The 13,046-nt window shown below is 67.3% G+C and carries 12 protein-coding genes; 6 read left to right on the top strand and 6 right to left on the bottom strand.

Translation table 11 applies throughout. The features are described 5' to 3' along the window. Positions 1-61 precede the first annotated feature (61 nt). Entirely contained in the window at positions 62-1,318 is a 1,257-nt protein-coding gene (locus QZ588_RS01330) for a glucose-1-phosphate adenylyltransferase (protein WP_295538878.1), read from the top strand. Positions 1,319-1,453: 135 nt separating this feature from the next. Here QZ588_RS01330 and QZ588_RS01325 read toward each other — a convergent pair whose 3' ends face one another. The 5 genes from QZ588_RS01325 to QZ588_RS01305 all read right to left on the bottom strand — a co-directional run bounded on the left by QZ588_RS01325 (position 1,454) and on the right by QZ588_RS01305 (position 5,575). Next, the gene (locus tag QZ588_RS01325; protein ID WP_295538875.1) at positions 1,454-2,236 is read right to left on the bottom strand and encodes an ABC transporter permease; all 783 of its coding nucleotides are present in this window, start codon (positions 2,234-2,236) and stop codon (positions 1,454-1,456) included. 42 nt (positions 2,237-2,278) lie between these two features. Next, positions 2,279-3,190: an ATP-binding cassette domain-containing protein gene (locus QZ588_RS01320; protein ID WP_295538873.1), complete on the bottom strand. Its 912-nt coding sequence runs from the start codon at positions 3,188-3,190 to the stop codon at positions 2,279-2,281. A gap of 112 nt (positions 3,191-3,302) precedes the next feature. Beyond that, the gene (locus QZ588_RS01315) at positions 3,303-3,623 is read right to left on the bottom strand and encodes a sel1 repeat family protein (protein WP_295538870.1); all 321 of its coding nucleotides are present in this window, start codon (positions 3,621-3,623) and stop codon (positions 3,303-3,305) included. Positions 3,624-3,956: 333 nt separating this feature from the next. Continuing rightward, entirely contained in the window at positions 3,957-4,859 is a 903-nt protein-coding gene (locus QZ588_RS01310) for an isocitrate lyase/PEP mutase family protein (RefSeq protein ID WP_295538867.1), read from the bottom strand. Positions 4,860-5,377: 518 nt separating this feature from the next. After that, the gene (locus tag QZ588_RS01305) at positions 5,378-5,575 is read right to left on the bottom strand and encodes a hypothetical protein (protein WP_295538866.1); all 198 of its coding nucleotides are present in this window, start codon (positions 5,573-5,575) and stop codon (positions 5,378-5,380) included. A 365-nt stretch (positions 5,576-5,940) separates the two neighbouring features. Between QZ588_RS01305 and QZ588_RS01300 the strand changes: the two genes are divergently transcribed. The 5 genes from QZ588_RS01300 to soxZ all read left to right on the top strand — a co-directional run bounded on the left by QZ588_RS01300 (position 5,941) and on the right by soxZ (position 11,798). After that, entirely contained in the window at positions 5,941-6,984 is a 1,044-nt protein-coding gene (locus tag QZ588_RS01300) for a MoxR family ATPase (protein ID WP_295538864.1), read from the top strand. Between the two features lie 200 nt (positions 6,985-7,184). Then, positions 7,185-8,546, top strand: coding sequence for a VWA-like domain-containing protein (locus tag QZ588_RS01295; protein ID WP_295538861.1), 1,362 nt, complete (start codon positions 7,185-7,187; stop codon positions 8,544-8,546). Between the two features lie 186 nt (positions 8,547-8,732). Continuing rightward, complete coding sequence (locus tag QZ588_RS01290) at positions 8,733-10,271, top strand: M48 family metalloprotease (protein ID WP_295538858.1); 1,539 nt, start codon at positions 8,733-8,735, stop codon at positions 10,269-10,271. Between the two features lie 565 nt (positions 10,272-10,836). Next, positions 10,837-11,310 carry a thiosulfate oxidation carrier protein SoxY gene (gene soxY / locus QZ588_RS01285; protein WP_295538855.1) on the top strand — a complete coding sequence of 158 codons (474 nt, stop codon included), beginning with the start codon at positions 10,837-10,839 and terminating at the stop codon, positions 11,308-11,310. A gap of 176 nt (positions 11,311-11,486) precedes the next feature. After that, positions 11,487-11,798, top strand: coding sequence for a thiosulfate oxidation carrier complex protein SoxZ (gene soxZ, locus QZ588_RS01280; protein WP_295538852.1), 312 nt, complete (start codon positions 11,487-11,489; stop codon positions 11,796-11,798). Positions 11,799-12,104: 306 nt separating this feature from the next. Here the strand turns inward: soxZ and QZ588_RS01275 are convergent, their stop codons facing one another. Then, positions 12,105-12,791, bottom strand: a complete 687-nt coding sequence (locus tag QZ588_RS01275; protein WP_295538850.1) for an HAD hydrolase-like protein — start codon at positions 12,789-12,791, stop codon at positions 12,105-12,107. Positions 12,792-13,046: the final 255 nt, after the last annotated feature.

The raw sequence follows: 13,046 nt of genomic DNA, 5'->3' as shown, positions 1-13,046 counted from the left end.
CGGCCGCGACATCGGCTTTCAACCCGCGCAGTCGGCGCCGGACAGAGCGCCTGGAGGACAGATGCCCGACCGAATCATCGCTTTCGTCATGGCCGGCGGCCAAGGCTCACGCCTGCAGCCGTTGACCGCGGCCCGCTCCAAGCCCTCGGTGCCCTTCGGCTCGCGCTACCGCATCGTCGATTTCGTGCTGAGCAACCTGATCAACTCCCAGATCAGGACCATCTACCTGTTGGTGCAGTACAAGTCCCAGTCCCTCATCGAGCACGTCCGCAAGGCCTGGACCATCTCACCGCTGCTCGCCGATCAGTTCGTCACCGTGGTGCCGCCGCAGATGCGGGTCAACGAGTCCTGGTTCCAGGGCACCGCCGACGCCGTGCACCAGAACATCAATCTGGTGGAGGAGCACGCGCCGGACTTCGTCGTCGTCTTCGGCGCCGATCACATCTACCGCATGGATATTCAGCAGATGATCGACGCGCACAAAGCGCGCGAAGCCGACGTCAGTATCGCGGCCCTGCCGGTGCCCATCGAAGACGCCCGCAGCTTCGGCGTCATCGCCGCCGACAGCCACGGCCGCATCGAGGCCTTCCAGGAAAAGCCCGCCAGACCATCGCCACTGCCGGACGACCCGACCTGCGCTTACGCCTCCATGGGCAATTACGTCTTCAGCACCGAGGTGCTCATCAACGCCCTCTACGACGCTCAGCAGGCGGGCGAAACGGACTTCGGCGGCCACGTACTGCCACGCCTGCTCGCAAGCGGCAAGCGCCTGTTCGCCTACGACTTCGCCTCCAACGTGGTGCCCGGCATCAAGCCCTACGAGACGCGGGTCTACTGGCGGGACGTCGGTAACATCGATGCCTATTTCAATGCCCATAAGGACGTGCTCGGGGCAGAGCCGGTATTCGACGCCTTCAACTCGCACTGGCCCGTTTACTCGAGTAATTACCAGGGGCCGGTGGCGCGGGTGCTCGGCGGACAGCTCGACAATACGCTGCTGGGGGCAGCGACCGTCGTCCACGGCAACACCAACATCAAAGAGAGCATCATCCGCCGCGAAGCGGTCATCGAAGAGGACGTCGAGCTCGATGAGTGCATCGTCATGGACTATGTGCGGGTCGGCCGGGGCTCGCGCCTGAAACGCGTCATCATCGACCGCCATAACATCATCGAGCCGGGCTCGGTGATCGGCTTCGACCGTGAGGCGGACTTGGCCCGTGGCTACACCGTCTCGGCGGGAGGCGTGACTGTCATCCCCGCCGGGCAGCCGAATATCTTCGCTCGCTCGGGCGGCGGCTACGGCGGCTACTCGGAGTAAACAGCCCGCGAGCGCCACGTGTCTTCCCGCCGCACATGGATGTTCGGCCGCTGCGGGTCTCGGGTGGTGTGCAGCCAGGGTCAAGCCGCGGGGGCTGGCGTCGATGGCTCGCGCGCGGGGTCAGGCAACAGCCCCTCAGACCAGCAGGCGCCGCCGCGTCAGGGCCAATGCGACGTAGAGCCCGACAACGGCGTAGACCATCAGCACGCCGACATGCAGGGCCACATCGGTCACCGGCAGCCCCGCCACCAGTGGCCGGGCCAGGGCCACCGCATGGGTGAGCGGCAGCAACTGAATGGCCGCTTGCATGGCCGCCGGCAGCCCTTCGATGGGGTAGAAGACGCCGCAGAGGATGAGCATGGGCGTCACGGCCAGCACGAAATAATAGTTGAAGAAGTCGTAGTTGCCGGAGACGGCACTGACCACCAGCGCCGGCCCGGCGAAGCAGAGCCCGATGAGGAATGCCACCGGCAGGGCCCACAGCGCCTGCCAGCCGCCGGCGACCCCGAGCACGCCCGCCACGGCGAGGATCGCGGCGGCGCTGAAGGCGGCCTTGGTGGCGCACCAGAGCATCTCCCCCATGAGGATGTCGTCCAGCGCCAGCGGGGTGGCCAGCATGGCGTCATAGGTGCGCTGTACCTTCATGCGCGTGAACACCGAATAGGTGCCCTCGAAGCTCGCCGTGGTCATGGCGCTGGAGGCGATGATGCCGGAGGCGAGGAAGGCCAGATAGGGCATGCCGTTCATGGTGTCGATGAAGGCACCCAGACCGAAGCCGAGACCGAGCAGATAGAGCGTGGGCTCGCCGAAATTCAGCACGACGGCGGGTGCGATGAGCTTGCGCCAGACGCGCAGGTTGCGCCGCCAGACGGCCCATGCGCCGAGGCCCGGGCGCGGCGGTGTCCAGTCGAGGGCCATCAGGGCTGCTCCGGGGTGGTGCAGGCGGGCATACGAGGGCGATCAGTCGCGCAAATCCCGGCCGGTGAGACGTAGGAAGACGTCCTCCAGCCCCGCCGGACGATGCAGATAGGCGAGCGCCGGATGCCGCTGCAGATACGCCAGCAGTGGCGCGCTCTGCTCGGCATAGCAGGACAGACCCTCTCCCTGCGCCTCGAGCCGGCAGCCGTGGCGTGCGGCGAAGTCGGCGAAGTCGGCGGTATCGCCGCTGCGCACCTCGATGACCTCCGGCTCGACGTGGCGGCGGATCAGCGCCCGGGGCGTGCCGCGATCCAGCATGCGACCATGATCCATGATCAGCAGCTCGTCACACAGGCGCTCGGCCTCTTCCATGTAGTGGGTAGTGAGCAGCAGCGTGGTGCCGCGGGCGCGCAATGCCATGAGCCGGGACCAGATCACATGCCGCGCCTGCGGGTCGAGACCCGTGGTGGGCTCATCCAGGATCACCAGCTCCGGGTCGTTGATGAGCGCCCGGGCGATGGTGAGCCGTCGCTTCATGCCGCCGGAGAGCGTGTCGGTCTTGGCGTGGCGGCGCTCGCTCAGGTTGGCGAATGCCAGCAGCGCCGGTAACCGCGCCCGGACGGTGGCGGCATCGATACCGAAGTAGCTGGCATGCACTTCCAGGTTCTCGTCGACGCGAAAGTCCGGGTCCAGATTGTCCACCTGGGGCACGACGCCGATGCGCCGGCGAATGGCGCGTCCCTGCGCGGGCATCGGCAGGCCGAAGACCTCGAGGCTGCCAGCGGTCATGGGCGTCATGCCGAGGATCATGCGCAGGGTCGTGGTCTTGCCGGCGCCATTGGGGCCGAGCACGCCGATGCAGCGTGCCGGCGGGATGTCGAAGCTGATGCCGTCGACGGCGGTGAAGCCGCCGTAGCACTTGACGAGATCGTTGGCGCGGACGACGGCGGTCATGGGCGCTGGCTTCGACACCCACGCCGGCAGCGACGCAGGCCGTCCCCCATGGCGCGCAACCGGCGCGCCAACATCGGACCCTTCCCGCCGCCGGGCATGTCAGCCGGCCCCCCTATGGCCGGGCGCCGCCGACGACGCGCAGCGACGCCCCGGCGCGCAGGCGCTTGGCCGCGGCGTATTCGTCATCGCTCATCTGGCTGCCGACGATATTGCGCAGCAGATCAGCGTCGGCATCGCCCTGCTCCACCGCCAGCGACAGCCAGAAGTGGGCCTGCGCCAAATCGATGGTCACGCCGCGTCCTTCGGCGTAGATGAGGCCGAGGGCATACTGCGCATCCACCTCGCCGCGCTCGGCGGCCTCGCGCACGGCGCCCACCTTACTCGGGTCGTTACGCAGCAAAATCAGGTCTTTGAGATAACTGTTATCGCTCATGATCAAATGGCTCCGGCGCTGCTGTTGCGCCCGCTCGCTGCGAAATCGCGATCGGTCCTGCGACCGAGCTGGCGTGGGCAATCGAGTGCGCTCGCCCGCCGGACACGGCCCGGGACTCCGATGCAGACGGTGACGCGACAGCCATACATGGTCCGCCGCACAGTGTAGCGTGATGGTTGACGGCCGTCGGGGATCTCAACCGCCGGGATACTATCGCGGCGCCGGGGGGGGACGTCTGTACGGTGTACTCCGGCCATCATCGCCCAACCGTTAGAAACCCGCAGGTGCGGATGCGCCTGACCTCAGAGACAGGACCGGCCCCACGGTTACCGGTTACGCCTTGCGCCCGGTGCCGTAGCGCTCGAGCAGCGCGTCATAGGCGTCGAAGCCGACAATCTCCCGCAGTGTATCGAAGCTTACGCGGCGCTCGGGGCTCTGCCCCGTCGACAGCTGTGCCAGCGCCGTCTGCATGGCATGCACGGCACAGGACAGGAGCGTCAGCGGGTAGGCCGCGAGCCGGTAGCCGAGCGCCGCCAGACGCGACCCCGGCAGCAGCGGCGTGATGCCGTCTTCCAGCATGTTGGCCATGTGCACACCGGGTACTGCGCGGCAGCAGTGCGCCATCTCGTCCTCGTCCCGTGGTGCCTCCAAGAAGAGGACGTCGGCGCCCAGGTCGGCGAAGGCGCGCAGACGCTCGATGGCCTCGCTGAAGGCCCGCTTCGGGCCCAGCGCACCCGCCAGGGCGCTGCGGGCGTCGGTGCGAGCCACGATCACCAGGTCCCCGTGGCGCTCCCGGGCGGCCACCGCCGCACGAATGCGGCGCTCCGCCTCATCGCGGTCCACGACGTCTTTCACGCCGGTGTGGCCGCAGCGCTTCGGCGCCTGCTGATCTTCGAGCATCATGCCGGCGAAACCGGCGCCGGCGAACTGCGCCACCGTCCGTGTGACGTTGGCGGCGTTGCCGTGACCCGTATCGCCATCGCCAATAACCGGAATCGACACGGCATCGCAGATGCTGCGCCCCTGATCGAGCATCTCCGTCACCGACAACAGCCCGGTATCCGGGAGAGCCGCCCGCGCCGCCGACACCGCGAAGCCGCTCATGAAGGTGACCGGGAATCCCGCTTGCTCCACCAGGCGCGCGGACAGCGCGTCGAAGCAGCAGGGCATGGTTTGGCAGCCGGGCGCGGCGAGCAGCGTGCGGAGCCGGTCGGCGGGGGACGAGGTGGCGGGCATGGGCGGTCTCGCAGTCGGTGGCGGTGCCTCGGTCTTTGGGCGCCGGAGAGCGCCCATGGTATACCCGGCCCGCGACAGGATGCCGGGCAGACTGCAGTTGGCCGGTTGTCAGACGCGGATGGCACCTCGACGGCAGGGATGCTGCGGTTCACGCGACAGCGACCTTTCCATGGAGCCCCCGCCGGGCGCAAGCGATCTCGCAAGAACGCCAAGCGCAAGGCGCGCCGGCCATGTCTCGCTGAACGGACGTTAGAGCAACATGATCTTAGGTTCGCGTGGGCGGCCTTGCGCCGCCCACGGCGTGAACAACCCGCTCCCCCGGGTGACCAGGCGTCGGGGGAAGCCTAAAGCGCGTCAATAAAAAAGGGCGGGGATCACCCGCCCTTCGTGTGTTCGTCACGCGAGCCGAGGATGCTTGGTGACACCCTGGCCGGCGATCGCCGACGCGACCGAACGATCCGCCCCGCTTGCGCGAGCGCCGTCGTCTCAGGCCGCCCGGGAGCCACCGCGGACTCGGCTCAGCTCTTCACCCAGTTGCCGAAGTTGTCGGTGCTCTTGTCTTCGCCATCGGTGTAGCCGGCTTCGTAGGCCTCGGTGAGGCGCTGCTCCTCGCGCTTGGGGTTCTGCAGGAAGCCGCATTGCCAACCCTGTACGTATTCGTCGTCGACACCCATCTGTTCCATCTTGGTCACGGCGTCGTAGTAGAACTGATTCATCTCCGCTCTCCGCAGTCGCATTCTTAGGTGTTGGGCATAAGGGCACCGCGGCGCCCTGGGCCGCTGTATAACGTCGCTGACGCGTCCCGCTGCTGCCTGAGGGAACCGCCGCAGGGACGGCGTTGGGATCGACAAGGCCGACCTCGTCAGCTTAACGCATCAGCATACCGTTTTTTTCTAATGCATGCCACGCCAAATCGTCAGCGCCCGCGGCGGGACTTGCGACGGGCGCTGGGGCACACTACATCGTAGGATTGCGGCACCATCGTCAGGCCGCAGTACAACTGTGCGCCAACCCCACGCCCCGGCCGAGTCGGGGCGTCAACACCGACGTCCGCCGGCAACCCCAGAGGAGACCGCTGCGCATGCGCCCCGCCCAACTGCTCCGCGTATTAGAACGTGAATTCGCCAGTACTGCCCAGGGCCACCACACCCCGGTCATGCTCTGGGGCCCGCCGGGGGTCGGCAAATCGCAGATGGTGGCGCACATCGCCGCGCGCCACGCCGTGCCCGTCATCGATATCCGGTTGTCGCAAATGGAGCCGAGCGACCTGCGCGGCATCCCCTTCCGCGTCGACGACAAGGTGGAATGGGCGGTGCCGGCCATTCTCCCGCACGCCGAGCGCCATGGCGCGGCGGGCGTGCTGTTTCTCGACGAGATCACCTCGGCCCCGCCAGCGGTATCCGCGGCGGCCTACCAGCTCATCCTCGACCGCCGCCTCGGCGAATACGAGGTGCCGGCGCACTGGGCCATCTTCGCCGCCGGCAACCGCCAAGGCGACCGCGGCGTCACCTACAGCATGCCGGCACCGCTGGCAAACCGCTTCTCACACTTCGAGGTGGACACCCACCTCGACGATTGGGTGGCCTGGGCCTATGCGACGGGCATCGACGAGCGCATCATCGCCTTCCTGCGCTTCCGCCCGGAGCTCCTGTTCGACTTCGATCCGGCCCACAATCCGGTGGCCTTCCCGTCGCCACGCTCCTGGGAGTTCGCTCACCGGGCGCTGCGCAAGTTCGAGGACGACGCCCAACTGCTGCAAGGCACACTGCAGGGCTGTGTCGGCCCGGCGGCGGGCGTGGAAGTGACGGCGTTCGTCAACAGCCTCGACCAAATGCCGGACCTGGACGCCATTTGCGCCGGCGACGACGTCTCGGTACCGCGGGAAATCGATCTGCAATACGCCGTGGCCGCAGCCCTGGTGGGCAAGGCCATCCGCGCCAAGGACGACGACACCGCCGAGCAGGTGATCGGCAACATTCTTGCCTACGCGGGGCGCTTCCCGCAGCGCGAGATGGGTGTCATGTTGGTCTCCGACCTGCACCGGGCCATCGGCAACGACCTGTTCGAGATACCGGCCTTCGCGGATTGGGCGAGCGCGGTGGCGGATGTGATGCTGTATGAGTGACTCTGGGTGCCGGCCCTGAGGGCCACGGGCTGCGCCCTGCCCCGCCCCCGACCCCCCAGTCCCTGAACGCAGCCCCCTGAACACAGCCTCCGAACACAGACACTGAACACAGACACCAACGCCCAACCGCCAAACCCGGCCCGCGGCCCCCTATCCCCGGATGACCCGACCATGCGCTGTTCGAGGCAACGCGACGCCAAATGACCACCGCAGACGCCCCCATCGACCTGAGCGCCATCGAGACCAAGCTCGCATCGGCGCGCACACGGCTGATCCTCGACAAGCCCTTCCTCGGCGCGCTGGTGCTGCGACTGCCCATGCAGCCGGCGGGCGGCGACTGGTGCCCCACCACGGCGACGGACGCCAAGTGCTTCTACTACAACCCGCGCTACATCGCCGAGCTGTCGCTCGACGAGACGCAGTTCATGCTGGCCCATGAGGCACTGCACTGCGCCCTGTCACATTTCGCCCGCCGCCAGCACCGGGTCAAGCACCGCTGGGATCTGGCCTGCGACTACGCCATCAACCCGCTGCTGGTGGACGATGGCCTCAAGCCGCCGCCGAACGCCCTGCTCATGCCCCTGTACAAGGGCATGACAGCAGAGGAAATCTACCCGCTGCTGGACGACAACGATCAATCCGAGACCCTCGACACCCACGCCTACGACAGCGACGCCGACGGCGGCCAGCAGGGCGAGCAGAGCGACCTGGACGAGCGCGACATCCAGCGGCAGCAGCAGTCCCGCGGCGAGCAGGGCGATGACGGCGAGCAAGGCGGCGCCGAGCCACGTGCCGACACCCCTGCGCAGCCGCGCGACGGCGGCACCAGCCGTAGCGAGTCCGGCGACGACGGCCGCGGTGCGGCCGGCGCCGAGGCCGAATCCGAGCAGGGCGACGACGGCGCGGGCGCCCCGCAGCCGCTCACCCCCGACGAGCGTGAAACGCTGCAGGTGCAATGGCAGCAGCGCATGGCGGGCGCCGCCCAGCAGGCCATGCAGGCGGGCAAGCTGCGCGGCGAGCTCAAGCGCATGATCGACCACCTGCTGCAGCCGCAGCTGCCCTGGCGCATGCTGCTCGCGCGCTACATGAACAGCATCACCCGCGAAGACTACAGTTGGTCGCGCCCCTCCCGCCGCGAGGGCGACTACATCATACCGAGCCTGCGCAGCCATCAGCTGGACCTGGTCGTCGCCATCGATACCTCGGGCTCCATCAAGGACGGCGAGATGCAGGAATTCATCGACGAGGTGGATGCCCTCAAGGCCCAGGTGCGCGCGCGAGTGACCCTGTTGCCCTGCGATGCGTCGCTGTGCGAGGGCGCGCCCTTCAGCTTCGAGCCCTGGGAGCAATTCCAGCGCCCGGAACGCATCGGCGGCGGCGGCGGCACCAGCTTCCGACCCGTATTCCAGTGGGTGGAGCGCCAGGGGCTGCGTCCCGACCTGCTGGTCTATTTCACCGACGCCGACGGCGAGTTCCCCGTCGACGAGCCCGCCTACCCCGTCATCTGGCTGGTGAAGGGCAAGCAACAGGTGCCTTGGGGCCAGCGCATCCAGCTGAACTGACTCCCGCAGCGACGCGCGTTCTGCATGCGCTGACAACCGACGCCCAGGCGCCACGGCGAGCCCCTGGCAGCGCCCATAGCCAACCACGCGCGCCGCGCTGCGTGGCGCCATCGGATCGCCGCCGCGCATTCGCACGAAATTTGTGCGAGCGTAAGGTGTCTGAGTCAGGTCCCGCCGATGCGCCGCATGCCCTCAAGCCCAATCATGTCCCTGCGCCCCAGATCCCCGCGCCCCAGATCCCCGCGCCACGCCACCAGCCCGCCATGGCCCCGGCTGCACGCCGCGCTCACCGGCTGCCTGCTGACCCTCGCCCTGCTGCTGCCGGCGCCGCAGGTCGCCTCCGACCCACTCGACCTGCCGGATTTCGGCAGCGGCGCCGACACCCTCCTGTCGCTGGCGGAGCAGCGCGAGCTCGGGCAGGAGTTCATGAAATGGGTTCGCAAATCGCTGGATGTCAGTGCAGACCCCCTGCTCACCGACTATATCCAGGCGCTGGGACGGCGTCTGGTGCAGGCGAGCCGTGAAACCACCGGGCGGTACGATTTCTTTGTCGTCGACGATCCCCGCATCAACGCCTTCGCCGGACCCGCTGGCAATATCGGTGTCAATGCCGGGCTGATCCTGTCCGCAGAGACCGAGTCAGAGCTCGCCGCCGTTCTGGCCCACGAAATCGCGCATGTGAGCCAAAATCACCTGCTGCGACGCTTCGCGGCGCAAAAGCAGATGGCGGTCCCGGCGACGGCGTTGCTCATCGCCGCCGCGGTGCTCGGTGCCGCTGTGGACGCGCAAGCCGGCGCAGCCGCCCTCATGGGCGCCCAGGGGGCGCTGGTGCAACAGCAGATCAACTTCACCCGCGCCAACGAGCAGGAGGCCGACCGCATCGGCATCGATACCCTCGCCCGCGCCGGCCACGATCCCTATGCCATGCCCGGCTTCTTCAAAAAGCTCACCCAAGCCAACCGCGTCTACGAGAGCGGCGCGCCTGAGCTGCTGCGCACGCATCCTGTGACGACGGATCGCATCGCCGATGCCCTCGCCCGCGCCGAGCGTTTCGGCCCCCATCAAAAGCCAGACAGCCTGCGCTTTCACCTGACCCGCGCCCACCTGCGCGAGCGGAGCTACAAGCGCGCCGAGCAGGCCGTCGACCATTTTCGCGAGACCCTGGAGAAGGGCCGCTATCGCAACGAAACCGCCGAGCGCTACGGCTATGCCCGTGCGCTGACCCGTGCCGGCCGACTGGGCGCCGCCGCCGAGCAGCTCAAGCCATTACTGGGGCGCCACCCAAGCCAGGTGGAGCTCGTGGTGCTGCAATCGCAGCTCGACCGCCGCCGCGGCGATGCAGATAAGGCCGTGCGCGACTTAAAGGGCAGCGTCGGCCTCGCACCGGGCAGCTGGCCACTGCAGCAAGCCTATGCCGAGGCGCTGCTGGACGCGGGCGAGCCCGCCGCGGCATTGAGCACGCTGGAGCGGCTCATCGACCGGCGCCCGAACATTGCCCCGGTGTACGCATTGATGGCCGACGCCGCCGGTAAAGCCGGCGACCAGGCGGCGGCGATGCGCTGGCGCGCCGAGTGGCTGTTCCGTAGCGGCGATCTGGAGCCCGCCATCCGCCAATTGGAGCTGGCGCTGCGCCAGCCAGACGTGGAATTCCACGAGGCCGCGAAAATCCAGGTACGTCTCGACGAGCTGCAAGCACACGAGCGCCAACGCAAGGCCCGGCGCTGAGATCGGCCAGCCAAAACCCCGACAAGTCCAAAGTTTCAGCTCGGAAACTGAGTATTTCCCCGCCCCGCCCAATGCGCTATCCTCTGCGTAGCTGTCGACGAACGTCCATGGGTCAACACCCATGCCGGCGGGAACAACCCACCCGCAATCGCCGGTGACCGGTGACGACGCCATGGACAAAAGCTCCCGAAGACAGGGATCAGCGATCGACACGCGAACACGAGAAACACCTGGAGGCCCTTGTTGTACCCAACGCGCCACCTGCGTAGTGCCGCCCCGATCGAGCCGGAGGTAAGTCTCGCCGCCATGGCGGTCCAACGCAGCAATTGGCCGGGTATCGACACACGTGACGACACGTGCTTCCCCGCAGGACTTCTCCGCTTGTACCGTGCACAGCCTGCGCACCAGGATCTGGTGTCCCAGGCTGCCGCGGCGGGCCGACCCCGGGATGCGCGCCAGCGGCGAACGAGACAGCGCCCTCCCGAAGAAGCCGGCGGCCCGCCGCCGGCGCTGATCGAACCATCGACCTACCCGAACCAACCAAACGATCCAGAGGAGATTCCCGATGATCGATAATAAGCGCAGAATCCTGCTCAAGGGCTCCCTCGGTGCCGGCGCCGTCGGCGTCGCCGTGGGTGCGGGCCTACTGACGCCCGGCACCGTGCTCGCCGCCTGGCCGAAAACGGCCTTCATGGCCGAAGACCAATCCACGGCGCTGAAGGATCTGCTCGGCTCCGACAGCATCGAGGACAGCGACAAGGTCAAGATCAAAGCCCCGGACATCGCCGAGAACGGCGCCGTCGTGCCGGTGACCGTCGAAGGTGAGGTGAGCTCCGCCAAAACCATTTCCATCTTCGCCGCCGGCAACAGCACGCCGCTCATCGCCTCCTTCGAGATGAGCGAGAGCTCCGTGCCCTTCGTCTCCACGCGCATCAAGATGGCCAAGACGGCCGACGTCGTGGCCGTCGTCCAGACGCCCGACGGCCTGCTCGGCGCCGCCAAGCCGGTCAAGGTCACCATCGGCGGTTGCGGCGGCTGACGATCGGCGCTCAGGCTGCCGCGGCGAGCGCCTCACCAGTGCGTGAGCGATCTGCCCAGGAGCCCCGCCAGGAGCCCGGCCCAGGAGCCCCGCCCAGCAGCCATACCGAGCAGCCATCTTCCTCGCCACCCAGCATCACCGATCACCGAAGGCAGCAGCTTCCGAGGTAAACCGATATGTCCGATATCAAGATCCGCGCCAAGAGCAGCAACGGCGTCACCACCGTCAAGTCCCTGATGAGCCACGTCATGGAGACCGGTCTACGCAAAGACAAAGAGACCGGTGAGCCAATCCCGGCTCACTTCATCCAGGAGGTTACCGCCAAGTGGAAGGATCAGGTGGTCATGACCGCACTCTGGAGCGGCGGCGTCTCCAAGAACCCCTACCTGTCGTTCAAGTTCAACGGCGGCGAGCCTGGTGATGCCATCGAAATCACCTGGTTCGACAACCAGGGCAACAGCGAGACCGGCACCGCCGAGATCAGCTGATTCACAGCCGCATCCGGCTGATACAGCACCGAAACGCCGTCGACCCTGCGCGGGTCGACGGTTTTTTTTGGCCCGAACCGACAGGCCAATCCCTCACGCGGCACCTCGCACCGCGGTCGGCTCGGGGTGTGCACAACGCCTCGTACCGCACGCAATCGCCGCCAGTGGTCACCACCGCGGCGCCCGCATCCGCCGGGTGGTCGACGAAGACGCAGGCCTCGGCGGACGCGGGGCGCCGGGACGGCCACACTGTCGAGCGCCAATCGCCGATCGCTGCGCGCGTTTGCTCCAGCGGGTAGGCGCCGTTCAGTACGCATCCAGTCCCAGCGCATGCAGGACCCGCCAGGACAGCTCATCCGGCGTGCGTGAGATCACCTCCGCCGGAATCTCGTGCTTGAGGTGCAGCCGATCGAAGTCCTCGAAGCCATAGGACACCATGAAGGGGTGCATGCCCGTATTGACCGCCGCGCGAAAGTCCTTGGCCTCGTCACCGCACGCATAAGCGCGGGCGGGATTGACCTCGAACTCCTCGCGGGTCCGTCGAAAATACGGCAGCTTGTCCTCCGACAACGGCAGATGGACCAGGAAATCCAGCAGATCCGGCTCGATGCCATGACGGTCGAAGAGCCGGGTCAGCGTCGCCACGGGCTCGTTGGTGATGTTGCGCGTGACGATACCGACTTTGATATCCGTCTCAGCGGCGATGCGGCGGATCAGCCGGGCCATGCCCTCGAACATGATCGCCTCCTCCCGATAAACCTCCGTCAGTGTCTCGACCACCTTGGCACGCGTACCGCGGCCGAGCTGCTGGCGTAGATTCTGGGGCATTTCCTTGAGTCCGCCCAGATACTTGAAGAGATTGCGACGCTTCTGGAAACGGGCCAGGGGACCGATGTCCATGCCGTGATGGGCAAAGGTCTTCTCGATAGCCTTGAAGGCGTCGATGGTGGTGCCGTCGGCATCGAGGATCAGCAGACGGTCATTGGTGTACATGGCGCATGCGTCAACCGGGCGCAACCGCAGCCGTGGCCCTGGCCGCCGGCGGCACTGCTGAGTTCTTGGCGCTGAGCTCTTGGCAAAGCGGCCGGATTGTCGCACATTGCGGGCGATGTGCAGCAGAGGTCAGCGGCGAATCATGGCCGATCGGTCGCCGCGGCGCCACCGCAACCGTCGATCATGATCGCCGCCGCCCACGCGTTCCCACCACTTCCTGACGAATGTGGTGGCATCGACGCCCGTTACGCCACC

The organism is uncultured Thiohalocapsa sp., assembly GCF_913062725.1.
Classification (GTDB): Bacteria; Pseudomonadota; Gammaproteobacteria; order Chromatiales; family Chromatiaceae; genus Thiohalocapsa.
The sequence above is the reverse complement of the archived record's forward strand: the minus strand, read 5'-3'. Positions and strand labels throughout refer to the sequence as shown.